Source organism: Aeromonas cavernicola, from assembly GCF_002795305.1.
GTDB classification, from domain to species: Bacteria; Pseudomonadota; Gammaproteobacteria; order Enterobacterales; family Aeromonadaceae; genus Aeromonas; species Aeromonas cavernicola.
This window is the reverse complement of record NZ_PGGC01000037.1, coordinates 19,326-39,168: the sequence shown is the minus strand read 5'-3', so window position 1 is coordinate 39,168 and position 19,843 is coordinate 19,326. Positions and strand designations below refer to the sequence as shown.

At 54.1% G+C, this 19,843-nt stretch carries 17 protein-coding genes; 7 read left to right on the top strand and 10 right to left on the bottom strand.

What is annotated here, in order from left to right; translation table 11 throughout:
- Nucleotides 1–95: 95 nt before the first annotated feature.
- On the top strand, nt 96–1,823 hold the full coding sequence (gene ushA, locus CUC53_RS04180) for a bifunctional UDP-sugar hydrolase/5'-nucleotidase UshA (RefSeq protein ID WP_100292984.1): 1,728 nt from the start codon (nt 96–98) through the stop codon (nt 1,821–1,823).
- Nucleotides 1,824–2,356: 533 nt separating this feature from the next.
- Here ushA and CUC53_RS04175 read toward each other — a convergent pair.
- Nucleotides 2,357–3,040 carry a hypothetical protein gene (locus tag CUC53_RS04175; protein WP_100292983.1) on the bottom strand — a complete coding sequence of 228 codons (684 nt, stop codon included), beginning with the start codon at nt 3,038–3,040 and terminating at the stop codon, nt 2,357–2,359.
- A 421-nt stretch (nt 3,041–3,461) separates the two neighbouring features.
- On the opposite strand from CUC53_RS04175, the gene CUC53_RS19540 reads away from it, so the two are divergent.
- Nucleotides 3,462–3,656 (top strand): SH3 domain-containing protein, encoded by a 195-nt coding sequence (locus tag CUC53_RS19540; RefSeq protein ID WP_420808041.1) that lies wholly within the window; start codon nt 3,462–3,464, stop codon nt 3,654–3,656.
- A gap of 44 nt (nt 3,657–3,700) precedes the next feature.
- Here the strand turns inward: CUC53_RS19540 and parC are convergent, their stop codons facing one another.
- The 8 genes from parC to nudF all read right to left on the bottom strand — a co-directional run bounded on the left by parC (nt 3,701) and on the right by nudF (nt 12,409).
- Complete coding sequence (gene parC / locus CUC53_RS04165) at nt 3,701–5,992, bottom strand: DNA topoisomerase IV subunit A (RefSeq protein WP_100293001.1); 2,292 nt, start codon at nt 5,990–5,992, stop codon at nt 3,701–3,703.
- Nucleotides 5,992–6,546, bottom strand: a complete 555-nt coding sequence (locus tag CUC53_RS04160; protein WP_100292982.1) for a hypothetical protein — start codon at nt 6,544–6,546, stop codon at nt 5,992–5,994. Before CUC53_RS04160 ends, parC begins: the two co-directional genes overlap by 1 nt.
- A gap of 6 nt (nt 6,547–6,552) precedes the next feature.
- A complete protein-coding gene (locus CUC53_RS04155; protein WP_100293000.1) occupies nt 6,553–7,809 on the bottom strand; it encodes an AAA family ATPase in 1,257 nt (418 codons plus the stop codon).
- 35 nt (nt 7,810–7,844) lie between these two features.
- Nucleotides 7,845–9,743, bottom strand: a complete 1,899-nt coding sequence (parE, locus tag CUC53_RS04150) for a DNA topoisomerase IV subunit B (protein WP_100292981.1) — start codon at nt 9,741–9,743, stop codon at nt 7,845–7,847.
- Between the two features lie 132 nt (nt 9,744–9,875).
- Entirely contained in the window at nt 9,876–10,463 is a 588-nt protein-coding gene (locus CUC53_RS04145) for a YqiA/YcfP family alpha/beta fold hydrolase (RefSeq protein ID WP_100292980.1), read from the bottom strand.
- Between the two features lie 12 nt (nt 10,464–10,475).
- Complete coding sequence (gene cpdA / locus CUC53_RS04140; RefSeq protein WP_100292979.1) at nt 10,476–11,294, bottom strand: 3',5'-cyclic-AMP phosphodiesterase; 819 nt, start codon at nt 11,292–11,294, stop codon at nt 10,476–10,478.
- 22 nt (nt 11,295–11,316) lie between these two features.
- The gene (locus tag CUC53_RS04135; RefSeq protein ID WP_420808042.1) at nt 11,317–11,760 is read right to left on the bottom strand and encodes a DUF1249 domain-containing protein; all 444 of its coding nucleotides are present in this window, start codon (nt 11,758–11,760) and stop codon (nt 11,317–11,319) included.
- A 7-nt stretch (nt 11,761–11,767) separates the two neighbouring features.
- A complete protein-coding gene (gene nudF, locus CUC53_RS04130; RefSeq protein ID WP_100292977.1) occupies nt 11,768–12,409 on the bottom strand; it encodes an ADP-ribose diphosphatase in 642 nt (213 codons plus the stop codon).
- 314 nt (nt 12,410–12,723) lie between these two features.
- Here nudF and tolC point away from each other — a divergent pair, with 314 nt between their 5' ends.
- The 5 genes from tolC to CUC53_RS04105 all read left to right on the top strand — a co-directional run bounded on the left by tolC (nt 12,724) and on the right by CUC53_RS04105 (nt 18,866).
- Nucleotides 12,724–14,043 (top strand): outer membrane channel protein TolC, encoded by a 1,320-nt coding sequence (gene tolC / locus CUC53_RS04125; RefSeq protein WP_100292976.1) that lies wholly within the window; start codon nt 12,724–12,726, stop codon nt 14,041–14,043.
- A gap of 207 nt (nt 14,044–14,250) precedes the next feature.
- Nucleotides 14,251–15,555 (top strand): NAD(P)/FAD-dependent oxidoreductase, encoded by a 1,305-nt coding sequence (locus CUC53_RS04120; RefSeq protein WP_100292975.1) that lies wholly within the window; start codon nt 14,251–14,253, stop codon nt 15,553–15,555.
- Between the two features lie 332 nt (nt 15,556–15,887).
- Nucleotides 15,888–17,258, top strand: coding sequence for a YjiH family protein (locus CUC53_RS04115; protein ID WP_100292974.1), 1,371 nt, complete (start codon nt 15,888–15,890; stop codon nt 17,256–17,258).
- A gap of 168 nt (nt 17,259–17,426) precedes the next feature.
- A complete protein-coding gene (locus tag CUC53_RS04110) occupies nt 17,427–18,416 on the top strand; it encodes a luciferase-like monooxygenase (protein ID WP_100292973.1) in 990 nt (329 codons plus the stop codon).
- Nucleotides 18,417–18,419: 3 nt separating this feature from the next.
- Nucleotides 18,420–18,866, top strand: a complete 447-nt coding sequence (locus CUC53_RS04105) for a bleomycin resistance protein (RefSeq protein WP_201796714.1) — start codon at nt 18,420–18,422, stop codon at nt 18,864–18,866.
- Nucleotides 18,867–19,018: 152 nt separating this feature from the next.
- On the opposite strand, the gene CUC53_RS04100 is transcribed toward CUC53_RS04105, so the two are convergent.
- Nucleotides 19,019–19,840, bottom strand: coding sequence for a symmetrical bis(5'-nucleosyl)-tetraphosphatase (locus CUC53_RS04100; RefSeq protein ID WP_100292972.1), 822 nt, complete (start codon nt 19,838–19,840; stop codon nt 19,019–19,021).
- Nucleotides 19,841–19,843: the final 3 nt, after the last annotated feature.

Genomic DNA, 19,843 nt, shown 5'->3' with positions numbered 1-19,843 from the left:
CTATTCGATCAAAAATCACCGCAGGTTATTGGTATATTCTCCCCTCTGCAGAGGCAGGCAGAGAATAAATAACAATATTATCAAGGTGATATAACATGATACATCGCTTTATCCAAGGTGGCGTTGCCCTCACGGTACTGGCCGCATTGACCGGCTGTAACAGCTCAACCAACGACAACACATCCTGCACTGACAATGTCTGCAAGCTGACGATTTTGCATACCAACGATACCCATGGTCGGTTTTGGCATAACGTCGATGGCGAATATGGCATGGCAGCGCAGAAAACCTTGGTGGAACGGTTGAGGACTGAGGCAAAAGCGGCCGGCAGTGAGGTCTTGGTGCTCTCTGGCGGCGACGTCAATACCGGGGTGCCAGAGTCCGATATGCAAGACGCTGAACCTGACTTCGTTGGCATGAACAGCATACGGTACGATGCCATGGCGGTAGGTAATCACGAGTTTGATAAGCCGCTCAGTGTGTTAGAAAAACAGCGTAAATGGGCGCGTTTCCCGATGTTGTCCGCCAACATCTATGAGAAAGCCAGCGGCAACCACTATTTTGATCCTTACAAAGTATTCAAGCTGGACAATGGCCTCAAGGTTGCGGTGCTGGGCTTAACCACAGAAGACACCGCCCAACTGGTTGATCCTACTCACGTGCAAACCTTGGAGTTTCGTGATCCGACCAACGAAGCGGCCAAACTCGGTCAGCAGATCCGCAATAAAAAAGAGGCCGACCTTATCCTCGCCATCACCCACATGGGCCACTACGCCGATGGCCAGCACGGCAGCAATGCACCAGGCGATGTTGAAATGGCGCGTAACCTGCCCGCTGGCACACTCGATGCCATTATTGGCGGCCACTCCCAAAATCCTGTCTGTATGGAACCTGGGGCAGCCAACCAATATGCCGATTTCAAGCCAGGTGATAACTGCCAACCGGATCAACAAAACGGCACCTGGATCATGCAGGCTCACGAGTGGGGCAAATATGTCGGGCGTGCCCAATTCGATTATCAAAATGGCAAGCTGACCCTGACCTCGTATGAACTGATCCCCGTCAATCTGGTGAAGCGGGATAGTCGAAATACAGTGATTAAAGACGACAGTGGTAAGGCTCAGTTTATCCAAGACGAGATCACCAAAGATCCCGAGTTATATTCCACCTTACAAGTATTTCAAGAGCGGGGCGAAGCGGAGCTCAGTGTCAGAATCGCGGCAACTGATGATCTGTTACTGGGAGAACGGCGCTTTGTGCGATATACCCAAACCAACCTTGGCCGTCTGATTACCACCGCCACTGCCGAGAAATTGGGGGCCGACTTTGCCATCGTCAATTCTGGTGGGGTGCGCGCCTCGATTCGAACCGGTGATATCACCTATCGTGATGTGCTAACCGTCCATCCTTTCGGTAATACCGTGAATAAAGCCACCATGAAAGGAGATGAATTAGTAACCTATCTGGGTAAAGTCGCCAGCCTAACGGGGGGCGGTTATCCGCAATTTGGCGGCATCAGCATGGAAGTAAACTGCAGCGCCCAGCGAGTCACCATCCGTTCGATTGCCGGCAAACCCTTTGATATCAATGCTACCTATAGCTTTGCGTTGCCCAGTTTCAGTGCCGCAGGGGGCGATAACTACCCCGTCATCAATACTATCAATGCCGGCTTGGTCGATGCAGGAGTATTAAAAGAGTACCTAGAGGCACAACAGACCATCAGTGCGGCGGATTATCAACCCACTGGCGAGGTGACCTTTCTCAATAACCAGATCAACCCAGCCAATACCAGTAACTGTGGCAGAGAGATATTAGGTAATTAAATTACCACCTGAGTGAAATAAGGCTGAGCGCTCCTCTCAGCCTTATTTTTATGTGTTAAATTGGGCAATATCACAATAAAGAATAGCAACCCTATTATTTACAAATGGAATCACTCGCCATCCCATCAGTTATTAAGCAAGATGATTTAAACGTTAGCAATAACAATCAGACGATAGGCTGGCAAGCCATCGACAAGTTGCAGAGCGTTAAATCAAACAGGAGCGAGTAGGGTCGATTAGCGAAGCATCATCGGTCGCGAGCAGGCAAAAGAGAAAGGACGTAGGGTGCAATAAGCGAAGCGCATTGCACCGGCAACCTCGCGGGGTCAATCACGGTGCAATTCACCTTGTTCATTGCACCCTACGGTTACCTCCCTTCACCCTAGCCCTCTCCCAAAGGGAGAGGGGAAAAGTGCCTGCCAACCTCGGGCCGTGGTGGTCACGACCATACCACGGTTGCTATGAATGGCTGCGATCCGGGCTCCCTTCTCCCCTTGTGGGAGAAGGGTCGGGGATGAGGGGGCGCAAAAAAATCAGCGACTAAATTGATATCTAAATGATTTTACTACTCGATATGTTATTTTTTGATTATCAGCAGAAATGACTTCAACAACAGCACCTTTATAGCCAATTTCTTGTGATTCACCTAAGTCATATTCAACATCATTATTAAATGCAGGGCGAGCCATGTCATGGCTGGTCTCACGATAGCCGATATTTATTTTATTTCCAACTTTGCCACTATAAATCAAAGTTTGCTGAAATGATGCTGAATTAAAAGAAGAGACTTTCTTTATTTCAAAATTTGCAGCATAGCAAGAATACATACCAAAAACCGTAACAACACATAATTCATTTGGATTGTTTTTCTTCACTCCAAGTGCTTGGTACGGATCGGCGAAAGGATTTTGTATAACAATTTGCCCTTCTCTTGTCGCTGTTTTAAATACATCAGCAGTATTGTTAGACCCTAGCTTGTCGTAAGTTCCACTTGGTATGTCATAGGCTACACCATCTATAGAGTTTTTAAGCACAACGGCTTCACCCTCAACAAGAATTCCTTTTGACATCATACTGTCACCTACATATACCGTACTAACCTGACCAAGCGGAGGAAAATCCACCTGTGTGGCTTTTGATGACGTACTTGGATCATAAGATACAGCACAACCACTAATAAAAGATATTAACATGATAACAAGTAAACATTTTCTCATCTTGTACTTACTCGATTTAATTACAAACCACAAAAATAACACACTTATCAGTTGCGATGTGTGATAAAGATCATTTTATTACCTCAAACGTAGCCGGAAATACTTATCATTAACACCTGTAGGATAAATTATTTAAGTCATAGAATCTCATCATTTAACTATGATAATATTACCAAGGCATATCAAATACATAAATCTAGCTTAGGCATTTTTTATTATTCATGAAAAAACAATTATATTTTTATCAAGTATCGTTCTACTCATCTTCCCTGCCTACGCAAAAAACTGTAAAAAGGGGCAGCTATGTGGAAATTCATGTATCTCATGGAGCAAAACTTGCCATAAAAACACCTATAGCTATCCATCTCCGATACAAGAGCAGATTGCAAACAAAAAACCTGCGCCTGTATCCATAAACGTATTGATAAGGTACGTCATTCCTAAAAAATTGAACGTCCGTACATCACCCACTATCAGAGCTAATATAAACACATCTCTTAAAAAAGGGGACTTTGTTTTATTGCACCATCAAGAAAATAACTGGGTATATATTAGCAATAATGGTGTATATGGATGGGTCAGCAAAAAATATATCTCTTCATCTCCCGTGAAATAATTCAATCTAAATAGAAAGGGCGCTTTCGCGCCCTTCTATATTAATTACCCTTCCTGATTTCCCTCGGCTACCAGCTCAGCACCGGCGGCGGGTTCAATCTCGATACGATCGACCCGCTGCAAACCACGGGGCAGCTTGGCGCCACGGCGGCCACGCTCGCCACGGTAGAAGTCCAGATCAGCGGGTTTCAGCATATGCTTGCGCTTACCAGAGAACAGCGTGACTGACCGCCCTTGGGGAATGATGGCCACCATCACCATAAACTCTTCCCGCGCCTTCACGCGAGCCGACGGTATGCTGATCAGCTTGTTGCCCTTGCCCTTGCCGAGTACCGGCAGGGTGCTCAGCGGGAACAACAGCATGCGCCCTTCGTTGGAGATGGCCATGCAGAGATCGGTCTCTGGCGAGCCGATCTTCTGGGGCGCCATCACCTGTCCCCCTTCCGGCACGGTGAGCAGCGCCTTGCCATTCTTGTTCTTGCCGATCAGATCGTCATAGGTGCAGACAAAGCCGTAACCGGCATCCGAGCAGATCAGATACGGCTCGCCTTCGCTCCCCATCACCAGATGGCGCACCTCTTCCCCTGCCCCCAGCGCAAAGCGGCCAGTGAGCGGCTCGCCCTGACTGCGGGCAGATGGCAGGGTGTGGGATTCGAGGGCATAGGTTCTCCCCAACGTGGAGAGGAACACCGCCTGCTGGTTGCTGCGGCCGCAGGCGTGAGCCAGATAGTTATCCCCGGCCTTGTAGGAGAGGCCCGCCACATCCACGTCGTGGCCCTTGGCGGCGCGCACCCAGCCCGCGCCAGACAAGATCACGGTAACAGGTTCGCTGGGCACCAGCTCTTTCTCGGTCAGCGCCACGGCGGTGGCCCGCTCCACCAGCGGGGTGCGGCGATCGCCGCCGTACTTCTCGGCATCGGCCAGCAGCTCTTTTTTAAGCAGGGTGTTGAGGCGACGCTCGGAGCCCAAAATCAGCTCCAACTTGTCGCGCTCTTCGGCCAATTCGCTTTGTTCGGCACGCAGCTTGAACTCTTCAAGCTTGGCCAGATGGCGCAGTTTCAGCTCCAAAATCGCTTCGGCTTGGGTTTCGCTGATATTGAAACGCGCCACCATCACCTTGCCCGGCTCATCCTCGGTGCGGATGATCTCGATCACCTCGTCGATGTTGAGGTAGGCCACCAGCAAGCCTTCGAGGATGTGCAGGCGAGCTAGCACCTTATCAAGGCGATACTGCAGACGGCGCCGCACTGTCTCGCGACGGAAGATGATCCACTCGGAGAGGATCATCTTAAGGGTCTTCACCTGCGGCCGGTTGTCGAGGCCGAGGATGTTGAGGTTGACCCGATAGTTCTTCTCCAGATCCGTGGTGGCGAACAGGTGGGCCATCAGCCCCTCCACATCCACTCGGTTGGAGCGGGGGATGATCACCAGCCGAGTCGGGTTTTCGTGGTCCGATTCATCGCGCAGATCACTGACCATCGGCAGCTTTTTGGCCACCATCTGGGCGGCGATCTGCTCCATGATCTTGGCGCCGGAGGCCTGATGGGGCAGCGCGGTGATGACGATGTCGCCATCCTCCTCGCTCCAGACCGCCCGCTGTTTAATGGAGCCCTTGCCGGTCTCGTAGATTTTGCGGATATCGTCGCGCGGGGTGATGATCTCGGCGTTGGTCGGGTAGTCCGGCCCCTGAATGTGCTGCATCAACACATCAAGCCCCGCATTGGGGTTGTCGAGCAGCTCGGCACAGGCGTAGGCCACTTCCCGCGCGTTGTGAGGCGGGATGTCGGTTGCCATGCCCACCGCGATGCCGGTAATACCGTTGAGCAGGATATGGGGCAGGCGGGCGGGCAGCACCACCGGCTCTTTCATGGTGCCGTCAAAGTTCGGCGTCCACTCCACCGTGCCTTGCCCCAGTTCGGAGAGCAGCAGCTCGGAGAAGCGCGACAGGCGCGCCTCGGTATAACGCATGGCGGCGAAGGATTTGGGATCATCCGGCGCACCCCAGTTACCCTGACCATCCACCAGCGGGTAGCGGTAGGAGAAGGGCTGGGCCATCAGCACCATGGCTTCATAACAGGCGCTGTCGCCGTGGGGGTGGTACTTACCCAGCACGTCACCCACGGTACGGGCGGACTTCTTGTGCTTGGACAGCGCAGACAGCCCCAGCTCGCTCATGGCGTAGATGATGCGCCGCTGCACCGGTTTGAGGCCATCGCCAATATGCGGCAAGGCCCGATCCATGATGACGTACATGGAGTAGTTCAAGTAAGCCTGTTCGGTAAAGGTGCGCATTGGCTGGCGCTCTACCCCGTCCAGACTCATTAATTGTTCATTCATCATTGCGCCCCCTCTATGGGCTCATCCGATGTAACCAACCAGAAGACTTGTTTGCTCGGGCGAGCCATCGACATAACGATAGGATTGCGATCAATATCTCTAAGCCTTTGCTTTAATGCACTTTTTATGTCTGCCAGATGTTCTGGCGCAGGGCAAAGGTTAGGCGTTTTAATATGAGGCTCGATATGAAACACAGCTCTTTTTTGTGCCTTCGCCAAAACATCTTGTGCAAATAACTGCTGCGCTTGTGGCGCGTTCACTTTTGCAGCATCGAGTAATACCAGTGAATCTTTTATCTTCTTTTCGAACTCATCGACCAAGACACTCGGTTTATTGACTTTGTCGATGGCGCGCTGATTGGCAAAAATACGGTAATCAGTCGCCTCTATCAGCCAGCAACTCTCATGCTCAGGATGTAAAGCAATAAGATCAACCGCCTTAGTGCCCTGATGTTGATTCTGAAAATTTTTAACAAATACCCAGCCGTCAAATTTTTCGACGCTTGCTTCATCTGGAAAATAAAACGTTAAGTTTCGTTCTTTAAAATCTGCCATCAGAGTCTAATCCATTTCCAGATAACGATCCGCTTGCAATATCGACTCATCCAATACAACAATCTGGCTAAGATCGTATATTTCATCTCCTTGCTCAACCTTTACTCCGTCACTGGTAATATTCAAACCAAAGTAACGCGGCGATAAAGTTCTGTATTCCTCATCTTTTTGCAAAATTTCTAGCTCACGTAGTAAAAATAGAGAGTGAGTCGCGATAAAAACCTGAATTCCCTGCTTACACATGTCCAATATGACTTTAGCTAGTGTTTTAATTAGTTTAGGGTTGAGATTAGCCTCTGGTTCATCCCAGAATAGATATCCCTTATCCAGCAGAGAGCCGTTGGCGATAAGGCGTGCCAACATGGCAAATTTGCGCAACCCTTCTGCTACGAGTGGCATCTCGATGCGCTTCTTACCCTGTTGCAGATAAAAACGCCCGTTGCTATCGAGAATAACCTCCCCGCCCATCGCCTCTTCAATTGGCTTTAACAGCTCCTTTGCATATACTTCCCGCTCTCCTTTCAGAGCTGGCAAACCCAATAGCAAGCAGGTATCGCGGTAGGTTTCCTCAAATTCCAGATAGTGGTTGTCATAGGTAGAGACAAACCCGGGATAGAGCGTCAATAGCTCACGAGTCGGGAAAAATACTGGTTTTTCTCGGATCCAGCTTTGTGGTAACGACTCGACCTGAACCCCCGATTGGCTGTTGGCTGAGAAGCTGATGCCAATATCGGTGCGCTCATCATCATTGCTGATAAACAACTTGGCTCGCCGATCATCATCCCCAATCACATGATGTGAGGTTAGATTTCCCAGCCTCTCTGGACGTAGCACATTGTTTAACTTCTCGGCACAGCCTTTTTCTAAAAAAGCTTTTGTTGGTTTATTTATTGACCCTTCAATTTCTTTAATTAAATCTTCTCGTTGCCTTTTAAGGCTAAGGCCATAATTATTTTTTGACTGTTCTAAGTGTTCCTTAGTTGAGAGGCTGTCTGCTATCGGTAGCGAAGAAACTATTTGTTCAAACTCCATGATTTGAAAAAATTTTAATTTTGCATCAATTATGTTTATTTTTTCTGCAAGATTATGGTCTGTTATTTTTCGCCCCTGATCCGCACTCACTGCTACTAAGGAATAAAGCGCCTTTAATAGATGTGACTTGCCACAACCATTTTCACCGATGATGACATTCAGATTGGGAGAAAGATGCAGTTCCTCCTCGCGGAACAGCGTAAAGTTTTTTAAGCGAAAACTTTTAATCATCTCATCTCCCCCCATTAATTAATAAAGTTAACATCTTAAAGCACCTGGGCTAGGTTGCCCTTCTCTTCCAGCCACTCACGGCGATCACCAGAGCGTTTCTTGGCCAGCAGCATGTCCATCAGTTGCAGGGTCTCGTCCCCCTCCTCCATCTCGCCCATGGTGAGCTGCACCAAACGGCGGGTATTGGGGTCCATGGTGGTTTCCCGCAGCTGTTTCGGGTTCATCTCACCCAAGCCCTTGAATCGGGTCACCATCACCTTGCCCTTCTTCTTCTCGGCCTCGACCCGCTGCAGCACGCCGTTCTTCTCATCCTCATCGAGGGCGTAGTAGACCTCTTTACCAATATCGATCCGGTAGAGCGGCGGCATGGCCACATAGACGTGGCCCTTGTTGACCAGGGTGCGGAAGTGCCTCACGAACAGGGCACAGAGCAGGGTGGCGATGTGCAGACCGTCTGAGTCCGCATCCGCGAGAATGCACACCTTGCCGTAGCGCAGGCCGCTGAGATCCTCGGAATCGGGATCGAGCCCGATGGCCACCGAGATATCGTGCACCTCCTGGGAGGCGAGCACCTGACCGGCTTCCACTTCCCAGGTGTTCAGGATCTTGCCGCGCAGCGGCATGATGGCCTGAAACTCGCGATCCCGCGCCTGCTTGGCGCTGCCGCCCGCAGAATCCCCCTCCACCAGAAACAGTTCACCCTGCATGGGGTCGGCGCAGTTACAGTCGGTCAGCTTGCCGGGCAGGGCGGGGCCTTGGGTGATCTTCTTGCGCACCACCGTTTTGGCGGCCCGCATCCGGCGCTGGGCGCTGGCAATACAAAGCTCGGCTAGCTGCTCCGCCAGTTCGGTGTTGCTGTTTAAGTAAAGGCTGAAGGCATCTTTTACTACGCCGGAGACAAACGCCGAGCTCTGACGCGACGAGAGCCGCTCCTTGGTCTGCCCAGCAAACTGCGGGTCTTGCATCTTGACCGAGAGGATGTAGGCGCAGCGATCCCAGATATCTTCTGGGGTCAGCTTGACCCCGCGCGGCAGCAGGTTGCGGAACTCGCAGAACTCGCGCATGGCGTCGAGCAGGCCCTGACGCAGACCGTTGACGTGAGTACCGCCCTGGGCAGTGGGGATGAGGTTGACATAGGATTCGGCGAGGCATTCGCCCCCTTCCGGCAGCCAACACAGTGCCCAGTCCACCGCCGACTGTTCGGTGCTAAACGCGCCGATAAAGGGCTGCTCCGGCAGGCAGGTGAACTGCTTGACGGCGTCGATCAGGTAATCCTTGAGGCCGTCTTCGTAGCACCACTCCAGCTTGATGCCGGTGTTCTTGTCGAGGAATTTGATGGTGAGGCCGGGGCAGAGCACCGCCTTGGCTTTGAGCAGGTGCTCCAGCTTGGTGACCGAGAAGCGGGGCGAGTCAAAGTAGCTCGCCTGCGGCCAGAAGCGCACCCGGGTGCCGGTGTTGCGACGGCCACAAGTGCCAGTGATGGTCAGCTCCTGCACCTTGTCGCCCCGCTCGAAGGCGATGTCATAGACCTGGCCGTCCCGGCGCACCGTCACCTCGACCCGATCGGAGAGGGCGTTTACTACCGAAATACCCACCCCGTGCAGACCGCCGGAGAACTGGTAGTTCTTGTTGGAGAATTTGCCGCCTGCGTGCAACTTGCAGAGGATCAGTTCCACCCCGCACACCCCTTCCTCTGGGTGGATATCGACCGGCATGCCGCGGCCGTCATCGATCACTTCGAGGGACTGGTCTTCATGGAGGATCACGTCCAAGGTGCGAGCGTGGCCCGCCAGCGCTTCATCGACACTGTTATCGATGACCTCCTGGCCGAGGTGATTAGGCCGAGTGGTGTCGGTATACATGCCGGGGCGACGACGCACCGGTTCAAGGCCATTGAGGACCTCAATGGCATCCGCATTGTATTGAGTAGACATGGGGGGCCTTGCGAATTGACGTTTGGGGAGAATCTTAACTGCTAGGCGGGGGTAGAACAAACTCCCCGCACCGAAAGCTTGATCTGGAGAAGAACAAGCAGGGCGAGACCACCCTTATTGACTCAAACCTGACTATAACCCGAGAAACCGGACGATCTGGGCGGGGTAGCGCTCGAACGCCACAAAGGCGTGGTTGCCGCCGCACTCCAGCGAGAGGTGGGCGAAGCAGTATTCATCGCGCGCCTTGCGATAGTCGAGCACCTCATCCCCTTGCTGCTGTAAGACCCAAAGCCGCTCGGGGGCCGTCACCGGCACGGCCAGCATCGTTAGCTCCTCAATATGCTCAGGCAGCAGATCGTACTGTTCGCCGCTGTAGGGATTGGTTTGGGGGCCAAGGTAGTCGCAGAGCAGCTCGTGCGGACGCACTGCCGGATTGATCAACACAGCGCGACAACCGTACCGCTCACTGACCCTCGTCGCCATAAACCCGCCGAGGGAGCTGCCCACAGCGCCGAGTTTGAACCCGCTGCTATAACGTTCTTGCAGATTGGCAATGGTCTGCTCGATGGCCGCCCAGGTCGCCGCTGGCGTATTGGGCTGGGCGGGAATGATCGCCTCGATATCGGGCCGATTAGCCGCCACCCAAGCCGCCATCTGCTGCGCCTTGGCGGAGCCCGGTGAAGAGTTGAAACCGTGCAGATAAAGGAGAACCGACGTCATGCAATGCGCTCCTCAATACCCGGTGGCGTTGGGGTCGGGCACAAACTGCCCCACTGGCAGTCGCCATACCTCGCTGGCGATCCGGCCATCGGGATGAAGCGTGAGATAACGCCAGCCGGGACCTGACTCATCCAAGGTGAAACCGTCACACAGCGGTTTGAACTGGATGCAAGTGGAGGGGCTGGCAATCAGTCTTACCCCTTGATGTACCTCGTCAAATTCCTGATGAACGTGACCAAACAGGATGGTCTTCTGTTGCGGATGGCGCGCCAGCACCGCAAACAGCTCATCGGCATTCTTGAGATTGTGTTGATCGAGCCAAGCACACCCCACCGGCACCGCCTGATGGTGCAACGCGATCAGTACATGGCGATCCGGATACTGGCGTAGCGCCTGATCCAGTGCTGCTAATTGATGGTCACCCAGCACGCCATGGGGCTTACCGCGCACTTGGGTATCAAGCAGCAACACTTGCCAGTGATCTCCCACCAGTTGCTTGGCTTCGCTGATCCCCACCGCATGCATAGAGGCTGTCATCAAGGGGGCATCGTCGTGATTACCGGGTAACCAATAGATGGAGCGAGCCAGTGGCAACATCATGCTGGCAAAACGCTGATAAGACTCTGCGCTGTGATCCTGCGACAGATCACCGGTCGCCAAGATCAAGTCATACGGATGATCGTTAATCTGCACCTGCGCTAAGACGGCCGCCAAGCTATCGGCAGTACGGACAGCCAGCAGTTGCCCATCGGCACTGGCGAAGAGGTGGGTATCGGTTATTTGTAACAGGCGCACACTGCCGTCTTGCGCCTGAGGGAGCTTTGTTTCCAAAATCACGCTTCTTTATATCTAGTTAGCCGGAGATATTGATGGGACTGGTGCCATGCCTGAGACAAAATTTCAGCCACTCGGCTAAGAACAAGTTGACCTGCTCTTTTTCATCTCGCTGATGCATCTCTTTATTGGGGTAATCATACCTTGGTTTCAAACGGGAAATCTGTTGCGCCGCACACACTTCCGCCATTCGCACATCATGGTATAGGCGAATCTCTATCCTTGTTTGCAGGTAATCCGGTAACTCAGGATTGTGCTGACTTAACAACACTTGGCTGGTGAAACGGCTATCTGCACTGATCGTCAGTTCAAACTGCAACTCATTACCTACCCGATAACGACGAACCGCCCCCACGTCCCCCTCAGGCGGTAACAACTTCATCAGCGTCATATAGTTGACCTCACAGGTACGCTGCAAGGAGAGCAGGTTGGGAACATAGCGTTTGCTGTAAGGCAGCGACATCGCCATGTTAGCGGTTCGCCAACCAGCGGGCCCGTAGCTCACCTTGATTGAGCGCCAGCCACTGCAGGGCAATCACCGAGGCGGCATTGTCGATGCGCCCCTCTTTGAGCCAAGTGAACGCCTGCTCGCGGCTCACCACGTGTACTCGAATATCCTCCCCCTCTTCCGCTAGACCGTGTAGCCCGTGGGCTAAGCTGGCATCGACTTCGCCGACATAGACCTCGATCCGCTCGGTGCTGCCACCCGGGCTCACCAGATAGCTGATAGCGTGTTCACAGCGACCGACCACAATCCCAGCCTCCTCGACGGCCTCACGGCGCACCACCGTTTCAGCTGTTTCACCAGCATCAATGATGCCAGCCACTAGCTCCAGTAACCACGGGGTCGCGCTGGTTTCGATGGCACCAATACGAAACTGTTCCACCAGCACGATCTGGTCGCGCACCGGATCATAAGGCAGCAGCGCGGCCGCATGACCGCGTTCGAACAGCTCCCGCACGATCGGTCCATTCCAGCCACCGGCAAATAGTTTATGCTGCAAGCGATACCGATTAACTTTGAAAAAACCGTCATATCCAACTGACTTTTCGATGATTTTTACATCATCAGCGGTATAGTGCCGATCATCTGGCAAAGGGGAATGCGACATATTGCGACTCCTGTCTGTTGGCCTTGACGCAGCGAGATAGTCAACGCGAAGAAACACCGACTGGCACGTGATGTGACTGGGCACCAGCTGATAACAAGGGGGGGATTTTAGCAGCCAGTGGCCATTTAGCTAGGCAGAGAGGGAGAAAACTGCACCTAGTTCTTGACCTTCCTCTTGCATCACCAGAGACTCTTAGCGGTAAATTTTTCTTATAGTAGCGCGATTAAGCTGCAATCAAGCTTGGTCGGTGACAATACTTGCCCTCTTCATTTTGTAACAATATGTTGGGTCACTACATAAGGTTAAAACGATCTATGAACAGAACTCTTTTGTCCGTCCTCGTGTTAGTGGGCGTCAGCACACATAGCCAAGCCGAAAACCTGCTTGAAATTTATCAACAGGCTCAGCTTAAAGACCCACAGTTGCAGCAAGCCAAGGCCGTTCGTGATCAAGCGTTTGAGAAGATCAATGAGTCGCGTGCCGCCTTGCTGCCCCAGATCAATCTGGGCGCGGGCCTGAACTATCTTGCCAATAAAAATGACACGCAAACGGGCACCACGGCCAGCGGTAACCTCTCGTTAGATCAGTCCATTTACCGCCGCAGTAACTGGCTCAATCTGGATATTACCGAGAAACAGGCCACTCAATCAGATGTGACCTACAACCTTGAACAACAGAGCTTAATGCTGCGCAGTGCTCAGGCTTATTTCAACGTGCTCAAAGCGATGGACACCTTGGCGTTTGTCCGTGCCAATAAAGTGGCCGTAGAGCGGCAGTTGGAGCAAACCCAACAGCGCTTTGAAGTGGGCTTGACCGCTATCACCGATGTTCATGAAGCGGAAGCTTCGCGGGATCAAGCGCTGGCCGATGAAATCAATGCCGAAAACACCCTAGATAACAGTTATGAGCTGCTGCGCGAACTCACTGGCATCGACCATCGTCAGCTGGATATTTTGAATACCGACCGCTTCAGCCCGCAAAAGACCACGTTTGGTTCCGACAAGTGGTTGGAGCTGGCGCTGGATAAAAACCTGCAGCTGCACAGTGCTCGCATCGCTAAAGATATCGCCAAAGAGCAGATCGATCTGGCCAAGACCGGCCACGAGCCGACCCTGGATCTGGGGGCCGGCTTATCGACCAGTAACACCGATTACAAAAATGATAATGGGCTAGAGAGCAATGCCAACCAAGGCAACATTGGTCTGAATTTAAGACTGCCGCTCTACAGCGGTGGTGCCACCAGCTCACGGGTCAAGCAGTCACAGTTCAACTATGTGGCCGCCAGCGAGCAGTTGGAAAAAAGCTTTCGCTCGGTGCAAAGCGCCGTTCGTTCCTCTTACAATAACGTGAATGCCAACATTGGCTCAGTACGCGCCTACAGCCAATCAGTGATCTCCGCCGACAGCGCACTCAAAGCCACCGAGGCGGGTTATGAAGTGGGCACCCGCACTATCGTCGATGTGTTGGACTCCACCCGCAAGCTCTATGATGCCAAACAAAAACTCTCGGAAGCACGCTACAACTACATTCTCAGCATTCTTAGCCTAAAACAGGCGGCAGGGGTGTTGGAGCAGCAAGATCTGGTTGAAGTCAACCAAGGGCTGACCGCCGCCAGTGGTCAGAGCAACAGCTAACCGTTATCGATAGCTCAGGGTTAAGTGGCCACGCTTATCCCGACCAAAAGCCCCGCTTGCTTTGCAAGCGGGGCTTTTTACTTAAGACATGCACCGCCGTTGACTTGGCAGGCCCGCAGCAGATGAGGCACAACCGTGACGGCTGGTGCGCCACGGGTGAGCTGGGTATTATCGAGACACATTTGCCACCAACGTAGGATGCTGAGGATGCCAACCCAAAAGCAGCAAGCCCGTCAAGAGCACACCGCCTCATATTACGCGGCGACCCGTAACGACTTACAGCAATGGCCTGCCCTGAGCGGCGAACTGCGCGCCGATGTGTGTATCATCGGCGGCGGCTTTACTGGCCTTAACTGCGCCATCAATCTAGCCGATGCGGGTTATCGGGTGATCGTGTTGGAGGCCAACCGCATCGGTTGGGGCGCCTCGGGCCGCAATGGCGGCCAGCTGATTCGAGGCATTGGTCACGACACCGCTCAGTTTGCGCGCTGGATAGGCGAGCAGGGAGTCCGTGAACTGGATCTGATGGGGATCGAGGCGGTGCAACTGGTGCGCGAGCGGATCGAGCGCTTTCAGATCGATTGTGACCTTACGTGGGGTTATTGCGACCTGGCGACCCGCCCCCGCCATCTGGCCGACTTCGAGACTGAACTCACCCATCTAACACACCTTGGCTATCAGCATGAACTGAGGCAAGTCGCGCGGGAGGATATCCATACCGTGGTCGGTTCGGATCGCTACCTCGGCGGGTTGATCGACATGGGCTCCGGCCACCTGCATCCCCTCAATCTGGCACTGGGAGAAGCCCGAGCAGCAGCCAGTCTTGGTGTGGCGCTGTTCGAGCACTCCCAGGTCACCCACATCAACTATGGCAAACAGGTGGATGTCACCACCGCCCATGGTCGGGTTAGCTGCGACTATCTGGTGATCGGCTGTAATGCCCATCTCAATGATCTCAATCCCGAGCTTGGCGGCAAGGTGCTACCGGCTGGCTCCTATATCTTGGCGACAGAGGTACTCGATAGGCGACTACGTCAGCGCCTATTGCCGCAAAACATGGCGGTGTGCGACCAGAATGTAGCGCTCGACTACTATCGGCTCTCTGCCGATGGTCGCCTGCTGTTTGGCGGCGCCTGTAACTACTCGGGGCGCGATCCCAAAGACATTAAAGCCTTTATGTTGCCCAAGCTGCTGCGGGTATTTCCCGAATTGGCACACACAGCCATCGAATTTCAATGGGGCGGCATGATTGGCATTGGTGCCAACCGCTTGCCACAAATTGGCCGCCTCGCCGCCCATCCGAATGTGCTGTATGCCCAGGCTTACTCCGGCCATGGCCTCAACGCCACTCACCTAGCTGGCAAGTTAGTCGCAGAGGCGATCGTCGGCGAGAGCCGGGGCTTTGATCTGTTCAACCAAGTGCCTCACCTCACCTTCCCAGGAGGCCCCACCCTGCGCTCGCCCCTGCTGGCATTGGGGATGCTCTGGTATCGGATGAAAGACCTGCTGTAACGGCAGGTATTAGCAACCCGCTGGCTTTTTACTCACGCGCAATGGCGGCGTAATGCCCGATCGTTTGCCCCGTGCTGGCCAATGCTTGCCACGCATACCGCTGTCTATCGCACTAACATGAATCGCTGAAAAGCACGGCTAAATCCCCCTATTACACTGGCCTTGATGCTGATATTAGCGGGTTAGCCTATATCGATATTTATGCACAGAATTATCAAGCAAAGGCTTGCCTGTGCATTTTTTTAGCGTATTCTTGCGCCCGTTTAGACGGGCATCGGCATGAATATGCAGGTTGACCGGGTTGGGAAATGTCATGTTAAGGCTGTTACATCATGTTGGAAAAAAGTCTGGCCACACCTGCGGTGCATACCCGCCGTAACCTGTTGATGTTCTTGGTCCCGTCTCTGATCGGGATCTTGTTGTTTATGACTCCAGTACTCTATGACGGCAATATCACCATTCCCGTCGCCGTGTTGGCCAAGTTAGTGCAAGTGGTGTTTGCCGACTATTTGGTCGCCGCCGTCACCGCCATCATTACCACCACCATGCTGATGACGCTGGTGGCTTGGCTGTTCAAGCCCGCGCTGCTCGTTCGCCGCCCTTTCCTCAATAGCCTGTTTAATGTCTCCCCTTTTTGGGCCTGCGTGCGGGTGTTGGGCGGCTTTTTCGTGCTGCTGACCTTCTTTCGGGTCGGGCCTGAAGCGCTGTTTTCGGGCGCCACCGGGGGGTTAGTGCTCAATGACCTGCTGCCAGTGCTGTTTTCGGTGTTTATTTTTGCCGGTCTGCTGCTGCCTTTGTTACTCGATTTTGGCCTGCTGGAGTTTGTCGGCACCATGATGACGCGGATCATGCGGCCCGTGTTTCAGTTACCCGGACGCTCTGCGGTTGACTGTTTTGCCTCCTGGCTGGGGGATGGCAGTGTCGGCATCCTGCTGACCAGCAAGCAGTATGAAGGCAAGTTTTACACCCAGCGGGAAGCTGCGGTGATCGGCACCACCTTCTCGGCGGTCTCCATCACCTTCTGTCTGGTGGTGATCTCTCAGGTCAAACTGGAGCACATGTTTGTTCCCTTCTACCTGACCGTCTGCCTAGCTGGCGTAGTCGCCGCTATCGTGGTGCCACGTTTGCCCCCCCTGAGTTGGAAGCAAGATGTCTATCTCGATGGCACCCCCCTGTGTCGCCAGCAAGAAGCGGTGCCAGACCAGCACAGTGTGCTGAGCTATGGCTATCAGCGCGCACTGGCCAAAGCCGATACCATGACTGATTTGGGTGCAGTCGCCCGCGAAGGGGTAAAAAATGCGCTGGATATGGTATTTGGCGTATTGCCGGTGGTAATGGCAATTGGTACCTGCGCCTTGATGTTGGCCGAACACACTCCCGTGTTCAACTGGCTAGGTGCCCCCTTTGTTCCCTTGCTGGAGCTGCTGCAACTGCCTGAAGCCGACGCTGCAGCCAAGACCATCATGGTCGGCTTTGCCGATATGTTTATCCCTGCGGTGCTGGCCTCGACCATCGAGAGCGAGATGACCCGTTTTGTGATTGCCGCCATGTCGGTGACCCAGCTGATCTATATGTCGGAAGTGGGCGCCCTGCTACTGGGCAGCAAGATCCCAGTCAAACTGTGGGAACTGTTCGTGATCTTCCTGCTGCGCACGCTGGTCACCTTGCCGGTTATCGCGGGGGTTGCCCACTTGCTGTTCTGATCACGCCGTCATACTGAACAAGGCCATCCCGCTTGCGGGGTGGCCTTGTTACATTTGAAACCCTTTAACCCGAGCTCTACCCCATTGAAAAATCGGGATATTCCGAGCGCCTGCCCCCATGATAGAGTGCTCCTCTGTTAGCAAATGGTGATGCAATGGAGCGTCTTTATGTCTGCCATCCCCTATTCCGTGCTCGATTTGGTGCCTGTTGCCGAAGGTTCTGTGCCTGCCGAGTCGTTTCGCCGTTCGCGGGATCTTGCCCGCCATGCCGAGGGCTGGGGTTACCAGCGCTACTGGCTGGCCGAGCATCACAACATGCCGGGCATTGCCAGTGCCGCCACCTCGGTGCTGATCGGCCATCTGGCCGAAGCCACCACCACTCTGCGGATCGGGGCCGGTGGCATCATGTTGCCGAACCACTCGCCGCTGGTGATTGCCGAGCAGTTTGGCACGTTAGCTTCTCTCTATCCCGACCGCATCGACCTGGGCCTTGGCCGGGCGCCCGGGACCGATCAGCGCACCATGCGGGCGCTGCGGCGTATGCGCAGTGGCGAGGTGGATGATTTCCCGGCCGATGTGCGCGAGCTGATGAGCTACTTTGGCGACGAGATCGGCGCGGTGCAGGCGGTGCCCGGTCAGGGGCTACATCTGCCCATCTGGCTGCTCGGCTCCAGCCTCTACAGTGCACAACTGGCGGCAGCAATGGGCTTGCCGTTCGGCTTTGCCTCCCATTTCGCCCCTGCCATGTTGCTGCAAGCGCTGGAGATCTACCGCAGCCAGTATCGCCCCTCCGCTCACTGGCCCAAGCCCTATGCGGTGGTCTGCATCAACATGATCGTCGCCGACAGCGAGCGGGAGGCCCGCTTCCAGTTTACCACCGTGCAGCAGCAGTTCTTGCGGCTGCATCGCGGTGATGCGGGCAAACTGCCCGCGCCGGTCGTCCAGCTTGGCGATGAGTGGGCACCCCGTGAGCTGATGGCAATGGAGCAGACCCTTGCCCGCTCTCTGGTGGGTGACCCGGATCAGGTTCGTCACGGTCTCAAGACGCTACTGGCGCAAACCCGTGCCGATGAGCTGATGTTCAACGGCCCTATCGTCGATCATCAGGCCCGGCTGCGCTCTTTCGAGATTGCCGCCGAGCTGATGCAGAGCCTGTAAGCCATGACGAAGCCAACTGTTGCGGTGGATGAGGTGTATTGGAATCCCATGGTACCGGAGCTGTCGGTTACCGATCTGGCTCGATCTCTGGTTTTCTATACCGGTTTGTTGGGCTTCTCGGTCCGCTATCAGCGCGATGACCCTCCTTTTGCTTATCTTGAGCAGCAACAGGTACAACTGATGCTGGAGCAGGTACATCCGGCGGGTTGGCAGGTCGGGGCGCTGGAGCCACCGTTCGGCCGGGGAATCAATCTGCAGATGGAGCTGACCGAGATCCAGCCGCTACTAGACCGCTTGCAGGCCGCCGAGATTGCACTTTTCCGGCAGCCCACTGAGGTCTGGTATCCAGTGGGCGAGATGCTGGCTGGGCAGCGTGAATGCTTGCTGCAAGACCCTGACGGTTATCTGCTACGGTTTGTGCAATATCTGGGGGAACGACCCGCGGATTGATCACGCTGGCGAGCACGACGTAGGATCACGCTAGCAAGTAAAATAGCGTTCATGGGATAGGCTGTTAACCGTACGCAAATAAAGAGGCCCAGCACTTTGCTGGGCCTCTTTATTTGCGGAGCGGGGTAAACCGCTCAATCACGACGCTCTATCTAGCAGGCATAAGTGGGGCAAGGGGTGGCGATCAGGGCATCATCCTCGAAACGCCACAGGGTGAGGCTATTACCCCAGACGCAGCCGGTGTCGAGCCCCTTGATGTCGCTACGCCCCGTATTTCCCATCAATGCTGCCCAGTGACCGAACACCAAGATAGGATCACCTCGATGGTGCTCCCGTTGTTCGAACCAAGGTCGCAACCCTGGGGTCGACTCTTTTGGGCTCTTTTTGCATTTAAAATCAAGCCGACCATCGAAATAACAGAAACGCATTCGGGTGAAGGTGTTGATGATGTAGCGGTAACGCTCAATGCCCATCAAATCATCGCGCCAGCCATCAGGTTGATCGCCATACATGTTATGGAGCAGCCAGCTGTATTGATCACTGCGCAGCAGGCTCTCTACCTCACGGGCGCAATTGCGGGCAGTGCGGGCGTCCCACGCGGGTGAAATGCCAGCATGGATCATCATGATGGGCAGTTCAGGGTGCTCCGCCAGAAGTGGGCGATGGCGCAGCCACTCCAACAGCTCATCTCGATCTGGCGCATCCATTAGCGCCTGCAACCGATCTTTCTTTTTCAGTGGGGCAACCCCGTCGGCAACCGCTAATAGGTGCAGATCGTGGTTACCAAGCACCGTGACGGCGCGATCCCCTAACCCTTTAATAAAACGCAACGTATTCAACGAATCTGGGCCGCGCGCGACCAAATCGCCACAGAGCCAGAGTTGGTCGTGTTCAGGGTTGAACTCGGCAAGATCGAGCAGACGGCGCAGGTCGTCGTAACAGCCCTGGATGTCACCGACAAAACAGTTCGCCATGAA

Excerpts from the sequence above, each read along its gene's own strand:
- CUC53_RS04135 (WP_420808042.1), bottom strand. The coding sequence starts at position 11,760 with ATGTCGCTGCCTTACAGCAAACGCTATGTTCCCAACCTGCTCTCCTTG.
- tolC (WP_100292976.1), top strand. The coding sequence starts at position 12,724 with ATGAACAGAACTCTTTTGTCCGTCCTCGTGTTAGTGGGCGTCAGCACA.
- CUC53_RS04110 (WP_100292973.1), top strand. The coding sequence starts at position 17,427 with ATGTCTGCCATCCCCTATTCCGTGCTCGATTTGGTGCCTGTTGCCGAA.
- parC (WP_100293001.1), bottom strand. The coding sequence starts at position 5,992 with ATGAATGAACAATTAATGAGTCTGGACGGGGTAGAGCGCCAGCCAATG.
- parE (WP_100292981.1), bottom strand. The coding sequence starts at position 9,743 with ATGTCTACTCAATACAATGCGGATGCCATTGAGGTCCTCAATGGCCTT.
- nudF (WP_100292977.1), bottom strand. The coding sequence starts at position 12,409 with ATGTCGCATTCCCCTTTGCCAGATGATCGGCACTATACCGCTGATGAT.
- CUC53_RS04100 (WP_100292972.1), bottom strand. The coding sequence starts at position 19,840 with ATGGCGAACTGTTTTGTCGGTGACATCCAGGGCTGTTACGACGACCTG.
- CUC53_RS04145 (WP_100292980.1), bottom strand. The coding sequence starts at position 10,463 with ATGACGTCGGTTCTCCTTTATCTGCACGGTTTCAACTCTTCACCGGGC.
- ushA (WP_100292984.1), top strand. The coding sequence starts at position 96 with ATGATACATCGCTTTATCCAAGGTGGCGTTGCCCTCACGGTACTGGCC.
- CUC53_RS04115 (WP_100292974.1), top strand. The coding sequence starts at position 15,888 with ATGTTGGAAAAAAGTCTGGCCACACCTGCGGTGCATACCCGCCGTAAC.
- CUC53_RS04160 (WP_100292982.1), bottom strand. The coding sequence starts at position 6,546 with ATGGCAGATTTTAAAGAACGAAACTTAACGTTTTATTTTCCAGATGAA.
- CUC53_RS04175 (WP_100292983.1), bottom strand. The coding sequence starts at position 3,040 with ATGAGAAAATGTTTACTTGTTATCATGTTAATATCTTTTATTAGTGGT.
- CUC53_RS04120 (WP_100292975.1), top strand. The coding sequence starts at position 14,251 with ATGCCAACCCAAAAGCAGCAAGCCCGTCAAGAGCACACCGCCTCATAT.
- CUC53_RS04105 (WP_201796714.1), top strand. The coding sequence starts at position 18,420 with ATGACGAAGCCAACTGTTGCGGTGGATGAGGTGTATTGGAATCCCATG.
- CUC53_RS04155 (WP_100293000.1), bottom strand. The coding sequence starts at position 7,809 with ATGATTAAAAGTTTTCGCTTAAAAAACTTTACGCTGTTCCGCGAGGAG.